This window comes from Rhizobium sp. P1_E6, from assembly GCF_056405875.1.
Map to the genome: position 1 here is coordinate 52,781 of NZ_JBFUBG010000025.1, position 16,518 is coordinate 69,298.

Annotated in this window: 17 protein-coding genes; 11 read left to right on the forward strand and 6 right to left on the reverse strand. The window is 60.4% G+C overall.

Annotation, left to right across the window (positions count from 1 at the left end; all coding sequences use genetic code 11):
• The first annotated feature begins 246 nt into the window (after window positions 1-246).
• A complete protein-coding gene (locus tag AC1D35_RS15205) occupies window positions 247-1,176 on the forward strand; it encodes an endonuclease/exonuclease/phosphatase family protein (RefSeq protein ID WP_113297564.1) in 930 nt (309 codons plus the stop codon).
• On the opposite strand, the gene AC1D35_RS15210 is transcribed toward AC1D35_RS15205, so the two are convergent.
• Window positions 1,147-3,045, reverse strand: a complete 1,899-nt coding sequence (locus AC1D35_RS15210; protein ID WP_113308855.1) for an ABC transporter ATP-binding protein — start codon at window positions 3,043-3,045, stop codon at window positions 1,147-1,149. The two genes, AC1D35_RS15205 and AC1D35_RS15210, sit on opposite strands and share 30 nt — an antisense overlap.
• A gap of 162 nt (window positions 3,046-3,207) precedes the next feature.
• Here AC1D35_RS15210 and AC1D35_RS15215 point away from each other — a divergent pair, with 162 nt between their 5' ends.
• Window positions 3,208-3,459 (forward strand): ribbon-helix-helix domain-containing protein, encoded by a 252-nt coding sequence (locus tag AC1D35_RS15215; RefSeq protein WP_113297563.1) that lies wholly within the window; start codon window positions 3,208-3,210, stop codon window positions 3,457-3,459.
• A gap of 68 nt (window positions 3,460-3,527) precedes the next feature.
• Here the strand turns inward: AC1D35_RS15215 and AC1D35_RS15220 are convergent, their stop codons facing one another.
• Window positions 3,528-5,384, reverse strand: coding sequence for an ABC transporter ATP-binding protein (locus AC1D35_RS15220; RefSeq protein ID WP_113308807.1), 1,857 nt, complete (start codon window positions 5,382-5,384; stop codon window positions 3,528-3,530).
• A 99-nt stretch (window positions 5,385-5,483) separates the two neighbouring features.
• Here AC1D35_RS15220 and AC1D35_RS15225 point away from each other — a divergent pair, with 99 nt between their 5' ends.
• From AC1D35_RS15225 to AC1D35_RS15235, 3 genes are all read left to right on the forward strand, one after another.
• On the forward strand, window positions 5,484-5,621 hold the full coding sequence (locus tag AC1D35_RS15225) for a hypothetical protein (protein WP_162747110.1): 138 nt from the start codon (window positions 5,484-5,486) through the stop codon (window positions 5,619-5,621).
• 148 nt (window positions 5,622-5,769) lie between these two features.
• Window positions 5,770-6,231 (forward strand): tRNA (cytidine(34)-2'-O)-methyltransferase, encoded by a 462-nt coding sequence (locus AC1D35_RS15230; RefSeq protein WP_113308806.1) that lies wholly within the window; start codon window positions 5,770-5,772, stop codon window positions 6,229-6,231.
• A 189-nt stretch (window positions 6,232-6,420) separates the two neighbouring features.
• Window positions 6,421-8,067: a Na/Pi cotransporter family protein gene (locus AC1D35_RS15235; protein ID WP_113308805.1), complete on the forward strand. Its 1,647-nt coding sequence runs from the start codon at window positions 6,421-6,423 to the stop codon at window positions 8,065-8,067.
• Window positions 8,068-8,069: 2 nt separating this feature from the next.
• On the opposite strand, the gene AC1D35_RS15240 is transcribed toward AC1D35_RS15235, so the two are convergent.
• Entirely contained in the window at window positions 8,070-8,330 is a 261-nt protein-coding gene (locus AC1D35_RS15240) for a hypothetical protein (RefSeq protein ID WP_113308804.1), read from the reverse strand.
• Between the two features lie 141 nt (window positions 8,331-8,471).
• On the opposite strand from AC1D35_RS15240, the gene hemF reads away from it, so the two are divergent.
• The 3 genes from hemF (at window position 8,472) to AC1D35_RS15255 (ending at window position 10,094) form a co-directional block, all read left to right on the forward strand.
• Complete coding sequence (gene hemF, locus AC1D35_RS15245) at window positions 8,472-9,383, forward strand: oxygen-dependent coproporphyrinogen oxidase (RefSeq protein ID WP_113308803.1); 912 nt, start codon at window positions 8,472-8,474, stop codon at window positions 9,381-9,383.
• 128 nt (window positions 9,384-9,511) lie between these two features.
• The gene (locus AC1D35_RS15250) at window positions 9,512-9,787 is read left to right on the forward strand and encodes a hypothetical protein (RefSeq protein WP_113297557.1); all 276 of its coding nucleotides are present in this window, start codon (window positions 9,512-9,514) and stop codon (window positions 9,785-9,787) included.
• 121 nt (window positions 9,788-9,908) lie between these two features.
• Entirely contained in the window at window positions 9,909-10,094 is a 186-nt protein-coding gene (locus AC1D35_RS15255) for a DUF1059 domain-containing protein (protein ID WP_113297556.1), read from the forward strand.
• A gap of 2 nt (window positions 10,095-10,096) precedes the next feature.
• On the opposite strand, the gene AC1D35_RS15260 is transcribed toward AC1D35_RS15255, so the two are convergent.
• From AC1D35_RS15260 to AC1D35_RS15270, 3 genes are read right to left on the reverse strand one after another with little or no spacing between them, the layout of a single operon-like run.
• Window positions 10,097-11,353: a CCA tRNA nucleotidyltransferase gene (locus AC1D35_RS15260; protein ID WP_113308802.1), complete on the reverse strand. Its 1,257-nt coding sequence runs from the start codon at window positions 11,351-11,353 to the stop codon at window positions 10,097-10,099.
• Window positions 11,350-12,000, reverse strand: a complete 651-nt coding sequence (locus tag AC1D35_RS15265) for a CoA pyrophosphatase (RefSeq protein ID WP_113308801.1) — start codon at window positions 11,998-12,000, stop codon at window positions 11,350-11,352. The genes AC1D35_RS15260 and AC1D35_RS15265 overlap by 4 nt, the downstream gene beginning before the upstream one ends.
• Window positions 11,997-12,632, reverse strand: a complete 636-nt coding sequence (locus AC1D35_RS15270) for a DUF1285 domain-containing protein (protein ID WP_113297553.1) — start codon at window positions 12,630-12,632, stop codon at window positions 11,997-11,999. The genes AC1D35_RS15265 and AC1D35_RS15270 overlap by 4 nt, the downstream gene beginning before the upstream one ends.
• Before the next feature lie 160 nt (window positions 12,633-12,792).
• Here AC1D35_RS15270 and AC1D35_RS15275 point away from each other — a divergent pair, with 160 nt between their 5' ends.
• The 3 genes from AC1D35_RS15275 to AC1D35_RS15285 all read left to right on the forward strand — a co-directional run.
• The gene (locus AC1D35_RS15275) at window positions 12,793-13,803 is read left to right on the forward strand and encodes an AAA family ATPase (RefSeq protein ID WP_113308800.1); all 1,011 of its coding nucleotides are present in this window, start codon (window positions 12,793-12,795) and stop codon (window positions 13,801-13,803) included.
• A gap of 13 nt (window positions 13,804-13,816) precedes the next feature.
• A complete protein-coding gene (locus AC1D35_RS15280; protein WP_113308799.1) occupies window positions 13,817-14,737 on the forward strand; it encodes a DUF58 domain-containing protein in 921 nt (306 codons plus the stop codon).
• The coding region (locus tag AC1D35_RS15285) for a BatA domain-containing protein (RefSeq protein ID WP_477938856.1) at window positions 14,734-16,518 on the forward strand (1,785 nt) is incomplete at its 3' end. The genes AC1D35_RS15280 and AC1D35_RS15285, both read left to right, overlap by 4 nt.

The following is a 16,518-nucleotide window of genomic DNA, read 5'->3' on the forward strand; positions in this document are numbered from 1 at the left end:
TGCCCCTCMAGAGGCGGCGAATCTATCACAACATATTTCGGCCATAGATTCCCCACCAATCCGGCGCGTTCTATGCTTGATCGCAAATTATGTCCAGCCTTGGCAAGGGGATGAGGGCACAATGTCGCGGGAAATTTCAGTGAATTTTTTAAGGCAATCACTGGCTTGCAACTTTGCTGCATTGCAACAAAGCAGGGGGCGTGTTAGGCGCTGGTGAGTTTGCCATACGAATTTGGATTTGCGCCGATGAGGCATACTGTTTTCTGCGTATTGAGCGTCCTCATCACCATCGTTCTGGCTCTCGTTTCGCTTCGCTACTTCACCGATTTCTGGCTGCTTTCGCTCGTTTATAGCTTCCAGATTCATCTCAGCATCATCTGCGCCATTGGCGCGGTCGTTGCCCTCTTTTTCAAGCGGCACTGGTACGGCTTCGTGATGCTGGCAGTGGCGACCTTCCTGAATATCCACGGCGTCATAATGCTGCGCGAATTCGCCGGCAAAATGCCTGCGGAAGATGCCCCCCGCCTTTTCCGGCTGATGTCCTTCAATATCGAGTTCGACAATTTCGGGAACGGCGAGAAGATCGCCGACGCCGTGCTGGCATCCGGCGCCGATGTGGTCGACATCATGGAAGCACAACCGGTCTTCTCGCAATTGCCGCGGCTGGCACAGATCTATCCATATCGCATCGGCTGCGACACGAGCGACGCCTGCGATACGCTCGTGCTGTCGAAACGTCCATTTGCCGCGCACAAGGTCTACGATCTCGGCGCTCTCTGGAAGCAGAGGCTGGTTTCGATCAAGATCGATTTTGACGGAACCTGGGTAGATTTTCTGTTTCCGCACCTCACCAAGCCTTATTTCGACGATTTTCAGGCCGATGAACTGGTGGAGCTGAAGGCTATCATGCAGTCCCGCACCGGTGCGCTGGTGGTTGCCGGGGATTTCAATTCCGCAATCCTCGCACCAACCATTCAGGAACTACTGCGCGGTTCGGGCCTCACCACCGCATTTCCCGAACCCACGACCTGGCCGGTCTCCGCCGGGCCGTTCGGCATCAGCATCGACCATATCTTCGCAAGACCACCGCTGCTCATCCGCTCGACGAGCCGGCTGGAAGACAGCTTCGGCTCGAACCATTATGGCCTAGTCAGCGATTTCGTTCGCGAATACTGAGCGCGTATCGTCATCGTCGGAGGCGAGGAAACCGCCGGACTGGCGCGCCCAGAGCTCTGCATAAAGCCCGCCCTGTTTCAGAAGCGCATCATGCGTGCCTTCTTCGATGATCTTGCCGCGGTCGACCACGACAAGCCTGTCGAGTGCCGCGATCGTCGAAAGCCGGTGGGCGATCGCCAGCACCGTCTTGCCTTCCATCACGCGGTTGAGGTTCGACTGGATCGCCTCCTCCACTTCCGAATCGAGCGCCGACGTCGCCTCGTCGAGAACGAGTATCGGCGCATTCTTGAGCATCACACGCGCAATGGCGATGCGCTGACGCTGGCCGCCCGAGAGCTTGACCCCGCGCTCGCCGACATGCGCATCGAAACTCTTGCGGCCCTGCTGGTCCCGCAGCAACTCGATGAAGTCGAGCGCCTCGGCGCGTCTGGCTGCCTCGACGAGGCGCTCCTCGCCGGCATCTGGCCGGCCGAACAGGATATTGTCGCGCACGGATCGATGCAGCAGCGACGTATCCTGGCTGACCATGCCGATCTGCATGCGCAGTGATTCCTGCGTGACGGCGGCGATATCCTGCCCGTCGATAAGGATGCGTCCACCCTGAATATCGTAAAGGCGCAGGAGAAGGTTCACGAGCGTCGATTTGCCTGCGCCGGAGCGGCCGATGATACCAACCTTCTCGCCCGGCCGGATCGTCAGCGAGAAATTCCCAATGACTGCGTTTTCCTTGCCGTAATGGAAGGAAACATTCTCGAAGCGGATGCCCGGCTGCTTGATGACGAGTTCCTTCGCATGGGGACGGTTGACGAGATGCAGCGGCTGCGAAATCAGTTCGGCCGCATTCTGGATGGTTCCGAGGTTGCGCATGATGCCGTTGAATTGCGTCATCAATCGCCCGAGCAGGAAGTTCAGCCTGAGCACCAGAGTCAGCGAAAAGGCGACCCCGCCCGAGCTGATCAGTCCGCGCAGCCACAGATCGACGCTGATGCCTGCCATTGTGACGATCATCAGGCCCGACAGCAGCGCCATTGACGCGCGAACGCCAGTGATGAAGCGCGTGAACTTCAGCACCGTTTCCTGGTAGGCATTGAAGCCGTCGAGCATGTACCGGTCGCTCTCTTCGTCGCGGGCGAAGAGCTTCAACGTCTGGATATTGCTGTAGGCATCGACGATGCGGCCATTGAGCAGGGAGGCCGCTTCCGCAGTCTCGCGCGAGTGATAGCGGATGCGCGGCACGAAATAGCGCGCAAGCACGCCGAAGGCCACCAGCCAGAAGAGAACCACCGCCGCGAGCGATAAATCGAGCTGCCCCACCAGAACGAGGGTAGTGACGGCATAGATGCCAACGAACCAGACGCTTTCCATCAGCGACGTCACGAGATCGCCTGTCGCCTGCCCCGCCGACCAGACCTTGGTGACGATGCGGCCGGAAAAATCACTCTGGAAGAAGGCAAGCGACTGGCGCGACACATGCAGATAGGACTGCCAGCGCGCCATGTTGTAGAAACCCGGCGTGATGACCTGCTGGTCGATCAGCGCGATCAGGAAGGCAACGACGAAGCGGACGATGCCGATCAGCGCCAGCATGCCGAAAAGCTCGCCGCCATGGGCGTCAAGAAGCGTGCTCCAGCCGGCCCCGGGCTTTATCGCTCCGAGAATATCGATGAGCCGCCCGACGAACCAGAAGAGCGCTGCCTCGATCGCCGCCGAAATGCCGCCAAGCACCAGCATGGCGATGAACGGCCATCTGGCTTGGCCGATATAGAACCATATGAATCCCAGCGTATTGCCCGGCGGTTGGACATTACCGCGGGCGCGGAACGGATCTATCCAGGTTTCGAACAGGCGGAGGATCGGAGTGAGCAGCATCATCGCGATATAGGCCCGTTCAGAATTGCGGCAAAGAGAATACAAGCCCGACGCAACCTTATATTTTCGTAATGATCGGTAATATCGGCGTCATCTCTATTGATACGGGTGGAAGCAGCCACGATCTCATGCCATGATCGCGCCTTACCGGAGACCGCAGTAATGGAAACGAAAACGCTTAATGCGCATCTTCCGCTCCCCCTTGCGGAAAAGCTTGACGCTCTGGCAGACGCGATGGACGTGCCGCGCGACAGCATCGTGACGGACGCCATCGCAAGCTGGATCGAACGAGAGGAGCGACAGCGGATTTTCACGCTTCGTTCGCTCGCTTCGAACTCGATCATTGTCGTGGAGCATCATCGCGTCATCGACTGGGCCGACAGCCTCTGCGCTGACCGGATCCGCACGCTCTAAGCGGAAAATTGATTTTCTTCAGCAGGACAAAAAAATAGCCCTCCCCGCAGAAACGGGAAGGGCTTGTTTTATTGGGCGGCGACTTCGGCCTCTTCCTCGTGATCGGCGAGGAAGCCGCCGGACTGGCGGTTCCAGAGATCGGCATAGACGCCGCCGTGGCTGACCAGTTCGCCATGTGTGCCGCTTTCGGTCATGCGGCCTTTGTCCAGCACGATCAACCGGTCCATCTCAGTCAGCGTCGACAGGCGGTGGGCAATCGCGATGACAGTCTTGCCCTCCATCAGCGCGAAGAGGTTTTCCTGGATCGCCGCTTCCACTTCGGAATCGAGCGCCGAGGTCGCCTCGTCGAGCACCAGGATCGGCGCGTCCTTCAGGAAGACGCGGGCGATCGCTATGCGCTGGCGCTGGCCGCCCGACAGTTTTACACCGCGCTCGCCAACCTGCGCGTCGAGCGCCTTGCGGCCCTGCAGATCGACAAGCCCTTCGACGAACTCCCAGGCATTTGCCCGTTTTGCAGCCTCGATCACTTCCTCGTCCGTCGCGTCTGGACGGCCATAGGCGATGTTGTCGCGGATCGAACGATGCAAGAGCGACGTATCTTGCGTCACCACGCCGATCAGCGCACGAAGGCTGTCCTGCGACACCTCGGAGATATCCTGGCCGTCGATGGTGATGCGCCCGGCCTCCAGATCGTAGAAACGAAGGAGCAGGTTCATCAATGTCGTCTTGCCGGCGCCGGAACGTCCGACGAGACCGACCTTCTCGCCAGCCTTGATATCGAGCGACAGGTTGTCGATGATGCCCTTGCCCTTGCCGTAGTGGAAGCCGATGCGATCATAGTGGATCGCACCTTTCTTCGCAGTCAGTGTGGGCGCATCAGGCTTGTCGACGATATCGTGCTGCTTCGACATCATCTCCATGCCGTCATAGACGGTGCCGATGTTTTCGAAGAGTGCCGAGACTTCCCACATGATCCACTGCGACATGCCGTTGACGCGCATCGCAAGGCCGATGGCGATGGAAATCGCGCCGACCGAGATCGTTCCGTTCAGCCACAGCCAGATGGACAGGCTGGAAATGACGAACAGCGAGATGCAGTTGTTCATGTAGACACTTATATGGAAGAGCGTCACCTTGCGCATCTGCCTGTGCACCGTATCCAGGAACCCGTCCATGCTCTCCTTTGCATAGACCTCTTCACGACCTGCATGTGAGAACAACTTCACGGTGGCAATGTTCGTGTAGCTATCCACCACACGGCCGGTCATCAGCGAGCGCGCATCCGCCTGCTGAGCGGCGATCTTGCGAAGCCGCGGCACGAAATAGGCGACGATGCCGATATAGACGCCGAGCCAGGCAAGGATCGGCAGCATCAGCCGCCAGTCAGCCGCCGCGATGATGACGATCATCGACAGGAAGTAGGTGACGACATAGACGAAGACGTCGAGGATCTTCATGACCGTCTCGCGCACGGCAAGCGACGTCTGCATGACCTTTGTGGCAACGCGTCCGGCGAACTCGTTGGCAAAGAAGGTCATGCTATGACGCAGCAGGAAGCGGTGCATCTGCCAGCGCGCAATCATCGGATAATTGCCGAGCATCATCTGATGCATGATCAGCGAATCGAGACCGGCGATGAGCGGCAGTCCGATCAGCACCAGCGCACCCATCCAGATCAGCTTGTGACCCTCATTCTGCAGGAAGGTCGCCTTATCGGCATTCGTCAGCCAGTCGACGATATCGCCAAGGAACTGGAAGAGCGCCACTTCGCCGACCGCGATCAGCGCCGTCAGAAAGGCCATGAGCGCAAGCCATCCCGCCGCCGGCTTGCTGTAGTGCCAGCAGAAGGCAAAAAGACCCTTCGGCGGAGCAACCGGCTCCTCGCTCGGATAGGGATTAAGTCGCTGTTCGAACCAGCCAAACATGAAATCGCTCCAGAACTTCCGCGTTCCGGTCCCTGCTTTGCGCTCTTGTGTCGCACGAAAGCACATATGGGAACCGGAGGCTCAAGGGGCGAGGCCGTAATGGCCGCGCAATTATTCAAAAATGGGCAATTGGGAAGAGAAAGCGCCTATACGCGCCAGATCGCCAAGCGTGGCATCACGGGCAGGAGACGCATCAGCACAAATGTATTCATGTCGGCGCTCCCTGTTGGCGATTGAAGATATGCACCGATAACGCGAAAATGCCTAAATTTCCAGCCCTGAACTCTTGGAAAGTGACTGTCCCATGGTCAAAAAGCGTCTTGTTGCTTCAAAATCACAGTTCGGATAGGCCATTTGCGCATCATGGCAACGGATGGCTTCCCTTATGGCGGATATCAGACTGGCGCTCTACCAACCGGATATTCCCGGCAATACCGGCACGATTCTGCGCCTTGCCGCGTGCCTGGGTTTTGCTGTCGACATCATCGAACCTGCGGGCTTCGACATTTCCGACCGAAACCTGAAACGCGCAGGCATGGACTATCTGGCTGCGGCAGCGCTTACGCGACACGTCAACTGGGAACATTTCGAGAAATGGCGTGTTGGAACCCGCCGACGCCTGATCCTCGCCACCACCAAGGCATCGCAGCGCTATGCGGATTTCGCCTTCCGCCCGGACGATATCCTGCTGTTCGGCCGGGAAAGTGCTGGGGTGCCTGATCATGTGCATGAACGCGCCGACGGACGCATCCTGATCCCGATGGTGGAGGGCCAACGCTCGATCAACCTCGCCCTCTCCGCCGCTATGATAGCAGGCGAAGCCATGCGCCAGACCGTCTGGGCATAACGGGCAAAATGCCGGTCCTTGCCGGCCATTCTGTCGTAAACAACGCTTTGAATCGGCGCAAAAGCGCCTATATTTATTAGCCGAGCAATCAATAAATCTGCGCGAGCACTGCGATTCCAATGATTTGCTTGACTACAGACTCGTAGAATCGAGCGAACTCTTTTCAAGAAGAAGAAAAAGACCGAGCCCATGGAATCCACGATCGTCATGATCAATCTGTTCGGCGCGATTGCGCTGCTGCTTTTCGGCCTCGCACAGGTCAAGGACGGCGTCACGCGTGCCTTCGGCGCACGGCTGAGGACCGGGCTTGCGACAGGCACGGCGAACGGGCCGCGCTCGATCCTGTCGGGGTTCCTGGCGACCATCGCCCTCCAGAGTTCGACCGCGACTGCCCTGATGACGGCCTCTTTCGTGGAGCGCGATCTCATCAAGCCACGCATGGCCCAGATCGTGCTGCTCGGTGCCAATGTCGGGACTGCCGTAACCGCCTGGATAGTCGCCACCGGCATCGAGTGGCTTTCGCCGCTGCTCATTCTTGGCGGCATCGTGCTCTATCGCGGAAAGTCCAGCGCTCGCCACGGCGGCGGCGCGGCCATGATCGGCATCGGCCTGATGCTGCTCTCCCTGCATCTGCTCGGCAATGCGACAGAGCCCATGCGCACATCGCCAGCACTGGCAGCTTTCATCGGCCTGCTCGGCGATGCCTGGCCCGTTGCCCTTGCCCTGTCGGCAGCGCTTGCCTTCATCTCCTCATCCAGCCTTGCGGTCGTCGTGCTGATCCTGTCGCTGGCGTCGACGGGAATCGTATCGCCTGAACTCATCATCGTTCTCGTCCTTGGCGCCAATCTCGGCGGTGCGATCCCGCCTGTCGTCGCCACCCTCTCCGGCCCTGCCTCGGCAAGACGCGTCACGCTCGGCAATCTCATCGTCCGCACGGTCGGCTGCTTGATCGCCCTGCCGCTTGCCGGCTACGCCGCCCCGCTCCTGCATTTGTTGCCTTTCGGCCCGGCCAAGCTGCCGGTCGATACGCATCTGATCTTCAACATCCTGCTCGCCACTCTTGCCTGGCCTTTCTCCCGAATGCTGGCTGCCTTCACTGCCCGCCTCGTGCCCGATGATGAGCAGCCGGATCAGGGTCCCAAGTTTCTCGATATGCAGGAGCTTTCGACGCCCGTCGTGGCTCTTGCCAGCGCGACACGCGAAGTGCTCGGCGTCGGCGATCTCATCGAACGCATGCTGCTGCGGGCTTCGGATGCCTTCCAGCACAATGACATGTCCAAGCTCGCCGAGATCCCTGCGCTCGAAAAGCGTGTCGATCTGCTGCAGCAGGAGGTGAAGGTCTATCTTTCCAAGCTCGGCCGCGCCGGTCTCAGCGACGAGAACGCCCGCCGCTCGATCGTCATCATCGACTACGCGATCAATCTCGAGCACATGGGCGACATCATCGAGAAAGGCTTGCTGGAGCAAGTCGGCAAAAAAGCCTCGCTCGGCCTGAAATTCTCCGAAGACGGCTACAGGGAATTGCGCAAGCTGTTCGAGCTGACGATCGACAACCTGCGTGTCGCACAAACGATCTTCGTCACTCGCGATTTCAATCTCGCGCGGCAAATGATGGAAGTGAAGGTCGAGGTTCGCCACATGGAGAAACAATCTGCCGAGCGTCATCTGGAGCGCCTGCGTGACGGACGCGCCGACAGCCTGCAAACGAGTTCCCTTCATCTCGACATGCTGCGCGATCTGAAACGCATCAACGCCCACATCGTCTCGGTGGCCCATCCGATCCTAGACGAGAGCGGCCTTCTGATCGAAAGCCGCCTGCGCGACGCGGCAGAATAGGTTTAGTCGGCGGACGGCAGACGCCGCATGGTGAATTCGATCTGATCGCCCTCGAGCTGACGCCAGCTTTCCACTTCGGTCCAGTAGGCCGCCTTTGGATATTCGTCGAACCATTCGCGCGCCTTGGCACGGGCTTCCATAAGCCCCATTCGGTATGTCTCGCGGACGAAATGATCTCGCTCACGGGCGGACGCTTCTGCCCGATGCTTTGCGATTCTGCGCTTCAAGCCTTCGAAGGGCGGAGGCCCCGGAATTTTCACCATGAAACCTACCTCTGAATGAAAAATAGTATCGAAATCCGTCCGTTGCGAGTCGAATCTTGCGAACCCTGTCGGCCTCCATCCGCTGGCGGGCGCCTGCCGCACCTGCTAAACCATGAGCATAATCAACAAAGAGCGAATCGCATGGAAAGACCGGAACTGCCGATCGGCCTGCCCGAAGACATCGAGGACAAGAAGACCGCTGCCCGAACATGGTTTGAGGGACTGCGGGACACTATCTGCGCATCCTTCGAAGCACTGGAGGATGAACTCGAAGGCCCCCTCTCCGACCAGGAGCCCGGCCGCTTCGTCGCCAAGGACTGGTCGCGTGAAAATGGCGCGGGCGGCGGTGGCCGCATGTCGATGATGGAAGGCCGCGTCTTCGAGAAGGTCGGCGTCCACACTTCCACCGTCTACGGCGAATTCGCGCCTGATTTCCGGTCACAGATACCCGGCGCCAGCGAGGATCCGCGCTTCTGGGCATCAGGGATTTCGCTGATCGCCCATCCCGTCAATCCCAACGTGCCGGCCGTTCACATGAACACCCGCATGGTCGTCACCACCAGCCGCTGGTTCGGCGGTGGCGCCGACCTGACGCCGGTGCTTGGCCGCCGCCGCACGCAAGAAGACGAGGACACGCAGCTCTTCCACAAGGCCATGGAAATTACCTGCCGCAACCATGCGGTTGCCGACTACGATGCCTATAAAAAATGGTGCGACGACTATTTTTTCCTTAAGCATCGCAACGAGGCGCGCGGCGTCGGCGGCATCTTTTATGATTGGCTGCACTCCAGCGAGGAAGCCGGCGGCTGGAATGCCGATTTCGCCTTCACACGGGATGTCGGCCGGGCCTTTTCCATGGTCTACCCGAAGATCGTCCGCTCAAACTTCAATGAAACGTGGACAGAGGCCGATCGTGACGAACAATTGATTCGCCGCGGCCGCTATGTCGAGTTTAATCTGCTCTACGACCGGGGAACGATCTTCGGCCTGAAAACCGGCGGCAATGTCGAATCCATTCTCTCATCCCTGCCGCCCGTGGTCCGCTGGCCCTGATTCAAGCCGCGAGAAGCGCGCTGATAAAATTGAAATACTATTCCGGTAAAATCGCGTTGAAAGGCCTTCATCAGAACCGAGTGCGTCCTAAATTAGTCTCTGTGCGTTACAATCGGAGGAGGATTGTCATGACGATACAAAGCGGCTTGCCTGCTTCTGCAGATATCCCGGAAGCGTCCCGTGCAATCGACGCGCCCGAATTTCTGACGCGCATCGCCGAAGACCTCAGGGCCAGGAGCGGCTCCGACCTGCCGCTCTCCTGCTTCGTCGAGCAGGTGAAACTGCAGCTCGCAGGCGGCAAAACTCCGGAAGAGCTTCAAGAGCAGGCAACGGGCGCTGCCAATAGCAACAAGCCCGCCCATCTTTCGGACACCTACATGGCTTGGGCAATGCCCCACCAATAACAGAGCTTCGGCCGGCGTTCACGTCGGCCGGAACCTTCTCCCCGGAACCTTCTCAATTGCCGCACATTCCTCAATCGCGCGAAAGCGTGCTGGTTTTGCAGTTAAGAAACAGGAGAAGACCATGCGACTTTTCGAATGCGGAACGCTCGTTCCCGGATGCGACTGGCACACCAGAGCCGACAACGACGCCGAAGTCGTTCGCCGCGCCGTCGAACACATGAAGACCGCCCACGGCGAAACGACGATCCGCGAAAACATGGTGGACAATATCAAGGCCCGCATCCGCGACGAAGCGAACGCGGCCTGATTTCAATCGACAATCTCTGCAAGCCGGGCGAGCAATGCCGCCCGGTCGGAGACGAAATTCTCCTCCACCCATTGGTTTTCCAGCGTCGAGAGAATTTCGCCGACCTTTGGCCCTGCCTGTATGCCTGCGGCCATCACATCCGCGCCACTCAGCGGAAATTGCGGCTTCTTCCAAATATTTGCGCGATCGAGAAGCTTCGAAAGCCGTGCCGAACGGCTCATCTCGTCGAAGCTGCCGCCCTCTGCCTTACCCCGTGCAACGCCAAGCGCCAGTTTCAGCCGCACTACGATCCCGTCTGTACCATTTCTGTAGAGCAGCTTTTCGAAAGCGGCAGCGGAGATTTCATCGTTGACGGGTGCTGCTTTTGCCCAGGCTTTGAAATAGGCCGCCTCCGCATTCGAGAATTTCAGGCGTGCAGCCAGCGCATCCAGCCGGGCCGGATCCGGCGGAACGATCGAGGCAAGCCGCAGCAGTGGATCAGGCTCCCAACCGAGCGCCTTCTCGGTCGCAACGAGTGCCGGAATGGCATCGATGCCCCATTTTTCCGTTTCCGGCAGGATTTCCGTGAGAACTGCAACCTGCCGCATCCAGAGCAGCGCCCGGCCGGGATCTTCCGCCGACAGGAGCTTCCTGAGCTCGGACCAGACCCGCTCTGAAGATAGCGTCTTCAGCTTCGAACGTGCGGCCGATGACGCTCTTAGCCCCTCTGCATCTGGTCGTCCGGAACCGTACCAGGCGAAGAAACGGAAAAACCGCAGAATACGCAGATAATCCTCGGCTATCCGCGTTGCTGCATCGCCGATGAAGCGGATATTGCGCTTCTCGATATCCTCGAGCCCGCCTACGAGATCGATCACCTCGCCTGCGGAATTCGCATAAAGCGCATTGATGGTGAGGTCGCGCCGTTCCGCATCCGATTGCCAGTCCGCGCTGAAGGCCACCTTGGCGCGACGCCCGTCCGTCTCCACGTCGGTGCGCAGCGTCGTCACTTCGAAGGGCCTGGCGTCGATGACGAGCGTCACCGTTCCATGGGCAATGCCTGTCGGTACGGCCTTGATACCGGCAGAAGCGGCCCGTTCCATGACGGCTTCCGGAAGCAGCGTGCTGGCGATATCGATGTCGGCGACGGCCAGCCCCATCAGGCTGTTGCGTACGGCCCCCCCGACCACGCGACCCTCCCCGCCATCGGCGTTCAGGAGCGCAAAGACCCGGCCGAGCGCCGGATCCTGAAACCATGCCTGGTCGGCAACAGACGTCATGCATAAAGCCTTTCGTAGAGTGTGCGGACGATACCGGCGGTGATGCCCCAGATCATGCGCGTTTCATAGGGCATACGGTAGAAATGCCGGTCGATGCCGTCGACCACGCGCTTGTCCCGCGTGTGATTGGCCGGGTTCATCAGGAAGGAAAGCGGCACCTCGAAAACATCGTCCACTTCGATCGGATTGAGCTGCAGCGAAAAACCGCGTTGCACCACGCCGAGCACGGGCGTGATGCGGAATCCGGTGGATGACAGATAATTCGGCAGCCGTCCGACCGTCTCGACGAAGCCGCCGCCAAGGCCGATCTCTTCCTCGGTTTCGCGGATCGCCGCCATCTCGGGCGAGACATCCTCGGGATCGATCGAACCACCGGGAAAGGCGATCTGGCCGGAATGCTTGCGAAGTGTCGACGTCCGCTTGGTGAAGATCACCTTCGCCTCTTCGCCATCATCGACGACGGGCACCAGCACCGCCGCATCTCGCAGCTTGAAGGTTTCGACCAGCGCAACGATATCGGGATTGAGGACGTGATCGCCATGATCGCGCCAGGCATGATCGATGGGCGCACCAACCTGGTTGAGCGCGCGGCGGCGGAACTCGGCAGCCGAAAACGGGGGATAGGTCCTGCTGATCGCTTCACTCATCGGGAGGCTGCTTCCAGTTCATCGGCCGGCATGATCGGAAAGGTCTCACCGCCCGAGCGGACGACGAACATGTCCCGGCCCGCGACCTCGGCCACCTCGCCGAGCTCGACCAGTTCATACATCACGGCGCGTGACACCAATGCTTCGAGCCGCCCCCGCACATGCAGATAGGGCTTCAATTCGCTATCTTTCCCATGCCCTGGCCCGTGCCCCGGAAAACGCAAAGGGTGATCCTTCCCGGCTTCTATGACATCACCGACATTCGTGCGAAACGTCAGAATCTGCAGTCCATCCTGCTCGCTCGCATTCATCTCGACGGCGACGAAGGGGGCGTCGATAACCCTGATGCCGACCTTTTCCACAGGAGTTACGAGATAGGTTTTCCCGTCATCGTCCTTCCTCAAAACGGTGGAAAAGAGCTGGACCAGCGGCTGCCGGCCGATCGGTGTGCCCATGTAGAACCATGTGCCATCCGCCCGAATTTCCATGTCGATATCGCCGCAAAAGGGCGGATTCCATTTCTCGACAGGCGGCAATCCACGCTTTTTGCCGGATTTCGCCTCGGAGGCGCGCGAAATAAGCGCGGCAAGCCCCGCTGCATCCGCCATTTGCCTCATTTCCTCGGCTGCCATTGTTCCGTCCCGGTTTGCTCTTAACGAAATAAAGTCACGAGATAGTCATTTGAAACAAACTTGTCAGCCCGCAACATCTTCATAACTGTATCGGGTATGAGGCACGCCTATTAAAGTCAGACGATTCGCAGCCGAATGATTTCAGCCGTTGGAGATGCCCGTGGGTATGATCAAGACCGAAGCCAGCCTCGATGAACAGGCGATTGTTGCCGCCGCCGAAAGAGCGCTATCCGACATCGCCGCCATCCGCGCGGAAGTTTCCAAGGTTATCTTCGGTCAGGAAAGCGTCGTTGAAAACACGCTTCTCGCCGTTCTCTCCGGTGGTCATGCCCTTCTCGTCGGTGTTCCAGGCCTTGCCAAGACGAGGCTCGTGACGACGCTCGGCGAAGTCCTCGGCCTTGCCGCAAACCGCATTCAGTTCACGCCCGACCTTATGCCATCAGATATCCTCGGTTCCGAAGTGATGGACCAGGACGAGAGCGGCCGCCGCTCCTTCCGCTTCGTCAAGGGGCCGGTCTTTGCTCAGCTTCTAATGGCCGACGAAATCAACCGCGCGTCTCCGCGTACCCAGTCGGCTCTGCTGCAGGCCATGCAGGAATATCATATCACGATCGCCGGCCAGCGTTATGACCTGCCCTCGCCGTTCCATGTCCTGGCAACGCAGAACCCGTTGGAACAGGAAGGCACCTATCCCCTTCCCGAGGCCCAACTCGACCGCTTTCTGCTGCAGGTCGATGTCAACTATCCCGAGCTTGCGGCCGAACGACAAATCCTGCTTGAAACAACCGGCTTGACCGAAGCCAAGCCAGAACCAGTCATCAATGCCGCGCGTCTCGTCGAAATCCAGACGCTGGTGCGGCAGATGCCGGTCAGCGACACTGTCGTCGACGCCATCCTTTCGCTGGTGCGCTCCGCCCGTCCGGGCCAGGGCAATGCCTCCACCGACAAGCATGTCGCCTGGGGTCCCGGCCCGCGCGCCGGTCAGGCAATGATGCTTTGCGCCCGCGCCCGCGCACTCTACGAAGGCCGCCTGGCACCGTCGCTCGACGATATCTACGCCTTGGCCGAGCCGGTGCTCGAGCACCGCATGGCGCTGACCTTCGCCGCCCGCGCCGAGGGCATGTCGGTGCGTGACGTCATCGCCGGGCTGGTCAAACAGGCAAAGGGATAAGGAAGCGCTGCGCGTGGCATCCATCGGACAGATCGTCAATCCGACACCTGGCAGCGATGCCCTTTCCCGCGCCAGGCAGCGGGCCGCTCTGGTGCCGGATTGCCTGGTCGAAGCCAAGCGTATCGCCAACACCGTGATCGCCGGCTGGCACGGCCGTCGCAAACGCGGCATCGGCGAGAATTTCTGGCAGTTCCGCCCCTACAGCGACGGCGAAAGCCTCTCACGCATCGACTGGCGCCGCTCCGCCCGTGATGATCATACCTATGTGCGCGACCGCGAATGGGAAGCCGCCCACACGATCTGGCTCTGGGCCGACATGTCGCCCTCGATGATGTACAAGTCGAGCTACGGGAGCGTTTCCAAGGAAAGCCGTGCGCTGGTCATCATGCTGGCACTTGCAGAGATCCTCGCCCGCTCCGGCGAGCGCATCGGCTGCCCCGGCATAATGGAGCCTATATCCGCCCGCAATGCGGCCGAAAGGCTCGCAACGGCCCTGATGCACACGCCATTGACCGGCGGCCTGCCGGAAACCCTGATGGTGCGCGGCTGGAGCGACCTCATCCTCATCGGCGATTTCCTCGATGATGCACCTGCCATCATGGCCCGCCTCGGCCCGCTTGCCCGCCGCGGCCTGCGTGGGCACGTGGTGGAAATTGCCGATCCTGCCGAGGAAATATTCCCCTATAACGGCCGCACCGAATTCACCGATCCGGAAACCGGCGAAAGGCTAACCTCCGGCCGGGCCGAGAATGTGCGTGAGGCCTATCGCAACGCCTATCTCGCCCGACGCGAAAATCTCGGCCTGTCGCTGCGCCATCTCGGCTGGACCTTCGTCAGCCACCGCACCGATCATCTGGCGTCCGAAGCGCTGGTTGCAGTCCATATGTATCTTTCAGGCATGCCGGCAAAGGCAACGCATGGAGGACAGCTTTGAGCGCGCTTCCATTCGCCTTCGCCTATCCCGCCATCCTTGGCGCGCTGATTGCCCTTCCCGTCATCTGGTGGCTGCTGCGGTTGACCCCGCCGCGCCCACAGGCAGAGGTTTTCCCACCGCTGAAAATCCTTGCGACGGTGCTGAAGCGCGAGGAAACACCGGCCCAGAGCCCTTGGTGGCTCACGCTGCTGCGCATGCTGCTGGCAGCCGCCATCATTTTCGCGATCGCCRATCCGGTCTTCAATCCGCGCACCGGCTCGCTCGCGTCAGGCGGTCCCCTCGTCCTCTTCGTCGACAATAGCTGGGCTTCGGCGCCCGATTGGGAACGTCGCGTCCAGACGGCCGATGCGCTGATCGACGATGCAGAGTCTGCAGGCGCTGTCGTCTCCATCGCTTTCACCGCCGACCCGACCAATGACGCGACGCCCGGCACGGCCTCGGCTGCCCGCGAGAAACTGCGCGCCGCCGAGCCGAAGCCGCTCGTGCCGGATCGCCAGCGGGCTTTCGAAGCGTTGCGTGCGGCCCTCAATGGCACGCATCCCGGCACGCTTGCCTTCCTCACCGATGGTGCGGCAAGCGGCGACAATGATACCACCGTCCGTCAGCTGTCCGACCTCCAGCCCGCCGAACTGCGCGTCATCGAGGGTAATACGGCCGACACCGTCGCGATATCAGGCGCCACCAACACGGCCGACGCGATGACCGTGAAGGTAACGCGCCTCAGCCCAGGTGGCGCGGCATCCCTCCCCCTCAACGCGCAGGATGCGCAGGGCCGCGTGATCGCCAGCGGCAGGGCCGACTTCGCCCCCGGCCAGACCTCTATCAATGCCGGCATCTCAGCTCCCTTCGAGATGCGTAACGACTTTGCCCGCGTCAGCATCAATACCGGCGCCACTGCAGGCGCGGTGCATCTGCTTGATGACGCCTTCAAGCGCCGCAGGGTCGTGCTGCTGTCAGGTGAAGGGGGCGACGAATTCCAGCCACTGCTCTCGCCGCTCTATTACATCCAGCGTGCGCTGGAGCCCTATGCCGATCTGGTCCGGCCGACCGATTCCGACCTGTCGGTCGCCATTCCGAAACTGCTTGCCAACAATCCCTCCGTCATCATCCTGGCCGATATCGGCCGCCTGCCGGAAGATACCTACGCTCCCTTGCAGCGCTGGATATCGAATGGCGGCATGCTGCTGCGTTTCGCTGGCCCGCGCCTTGCCGCGGCACCCGCTGAAGATCCGCTGATCCCGGTCACCCTGCGCCAGGGCGAACGCGCGCTTGGCGGCAGCCTGTCCTGGAGCGAACCGCAAGCGCTCGCCGAATTCCCCAGTTTCAGTCCGTTCGCCGGAATACCGCGTCCGACCGACGTAACGGTCAACCGCCAGGTGCTGGCAGAGCCGACGCCGGATCTTGCCGAGCGCACATGGGCAAGTCTTGCCGATGGCACGCCGCTGGTCACCATGAACCGCATCAGTGCCGGCCAGATCGTGCTCTTCCATGTCAGCGCCGAGGCGACCTGGTCGAACCTGCCGATTTCTGGCACCTTCGTCGAAATGCTGCGCCACCTTATCCAGATCTCGCGCTCCGGCGGGGTAACCTCGGAATCATCAGGCAGTGCGCGCGTTGCCGAAACCCTGCCGCCCTTCCGCATGCTGACCGCCAAGGGCATCCTGGTCACCGAAACCGGCAATGCCCGTCCGCTGATCCCGAATCCCAAGGCGGCCCCCGTTGCCAACTTCGACAATCCACCGGGCCTCTACGGCTCGGAGGATGGCTTCGCGGCGCTGAAC